The sequence below is a fragment of the Methanocalculus sp. genome, from assembly GCF_029762515.1.
GTDB lineage: Archaea > Halobacteriota > Methanomicrobia > Methanomicrobiales > Methanocorpusculaceae > Methanocalculus.
This window is the reverse complement of the sequence record NZ_JARVGN010000435.1, coordinates 1-1,813: the sequence shown is the minus strand read 5'-3', so window position 1 is coordinate 1,813 and position 1,813 is coordinate 1. Positions and strand designations below refer to the sequence as shown.

Genomic DNA, 1,813 nt, shown 5'->3' with positions numbered 1-1,813 from the left:
ACCATTTGGTGCAGTGTGTCAAGTACCGGAGAGGAGTCTTTGTCGATGATCGGTATGTGGATCTCCTGAAGACCAAGATCCACAGCATCTCTGAAACCTTCGGGGTTGAAGTCACCAACATCGAGTGCAGCCCGGATCACTTCCACATGCTGTTCAAGGCGGGGCCGACGCTGAATCTCCCGAAGTACATCAACGCCCTGAAGACCATTTCCTCACGGGAGATCCGGCGGAACTTCCCCGAGGTCAAACAAGTGCTCTGGCGTGATGCCTTCTGGTCACGATCCTATTTCCTTGCAACCACCGGACAGGTCACGCTGGACATTTTGAAGAAGTATGTCGATCGCCAGGCGGAGGAACGAGATGCAGTTGACAAGGAAGATTAGGATCTACCCCACGGAAGAGCAGGCAGCCGTCCTGTGGGATCTGTCCGATATCAACCGGAGACTGTACAATAGGGCGCTCAACGAACGGCGTGATGCCTACGCTACCGGAACCAAAGGCGTGACCTACATCAAACAGCAGAACGATCTTCCGGAACTCAAGAAAGAGTGGCCGGAACTGAAGAAGGTCAACGCGAAAGTCCTGCAGATGACGCTCAAGACGCTGGATGCCAACGACCGGTCGTTCTTCGAGTTGATCAAGGTTGATCCCGATACAAAACCCCCGGGATTCAAAGGGCGGAAGTATTTCACCACTATGAAGCACAACCAGTCGGGGTTCAAGATCGACACAGACTCAATCAAACTGTCGCACAAGCTGCCGGGAGGGGTAGATCTGATCTTTGCCATCCCGGAACATGAGTTTGGGGTTGTCAAGCAGGTTGAGGTATTCCAGGATGGCAAGGAGAAATGGTATCTTGCCGTGGTTGAAGAGGTCGTTCCCCCGACGCCCGTTGACAACGGCCAGTATCAGGCATGGGATCTCGGAGTAATAAAGCAGACCGCCGTCAACAGTCAGGGGAAGTTCATTGAAGTCCAGAACATCCGCCCGGATCGGTACTGGAACAAGAAGATTGATACCGTGCAGTCCAAGCGGGATCACTGCAAGAAGATCAAGGGGAAACAACCAAGCCGGAGGTGGAAACGCTACAACGCCGTCAAGCGAAAGATGGAGAAGAAAAAGAGCAACCAGCTCAAGGACTTCCAGCACAAGGTAAGCAAGAAACTCGTTGAGAATACCAAGGCAGGAACGATCATTATCGGCGATCTCCCGGTGAAAAAGATGCCGAGGTCCAAGACAGCAACGAAACCGATGAACAGGTCAACGCAAGGAACCGGATACCTTGCACGTTTTGCCGGATTTCTGACCTACAAGGCGATCCTTGCAGGTAAACAGGTAATAGAGATCGGCGAAGAGTACACGAGCAAGACGTGCTGCTGCTGTGGAAAAATCCACCCAGAGATGACCGTCAAAGATCGTGTTATGCAGTGTGATTGTGGTAGCGTGTTCGACCGCGACAGAAACGCTGCGGTCAATATTATGCTACGCTGCCTATCACAAAATGCCCTGTGGACGGGCTACCAGGAGTTTACCGGTAATCTGCGACATACAGGTCTGAAGATCGCATCGATCCCCGGACACTCGCAGGAAGCCCCCTGCGCAAGCGGGGGGTAGTTCACAAAGCATACCGCATCCCCTCTTTCTGCAGGTTCGCATGAAGAGTCCGATATTCGGGAAGGACTGATTCGACGAGTTCCCAGAACTGCTTCTGATGATGCGCCTCCCGGAGATGGCAGACCTCATGAACAATGGTGTACTCCAGGTACACGGGTGGCGCCAGAGCAAGACGAATATTGAGGATGATCCCGTTCTT

3 protein-coding genes are annotated in these 1,813 nt (G+C 52.8%); 2 read left to right on the top strand and 1 reads right to left on the bottom strand.

Going from position 1 to position 1,813, the window contains the following annotated elements:
- Both tnpA and QCH34_RS11875 read left to right on the top strand, forming a co-directional pair.
- The coding region (gene tnpA / locus QCH34_RS11880; RefSeq protein ID WP_300334452.1) for an IS200/IS605 family transposase at positions 1-383 on the top strand (383 nt) is incomplete at its 5' end.
- Complete coding sequence (locus tag QCH34_RS11875) at positions 361-1,614, top strand: transposase (protein ID WP_300334450.1); 1,254 nt, start codon at positions 361-363, stop codon at positions 1,612-1,614. The genes tnpA and QCH34_RS11875, both read left to right, overlap by 23 nt.
- A gap of 1 nt (position 1,615) precedes the next feature.
- On the opposite strand, the gene QCH34_RS11870 is transcribed toward QCH34_RS11875, so the two are convergent.
- Positions 1,616-1,813 (bottom strand): M48 family metallopeptidase (locus QCH34_RS11870; protein ID WP_300334448.1); only part of this gene is annotated, 198 nt, incomplete at its 5' end.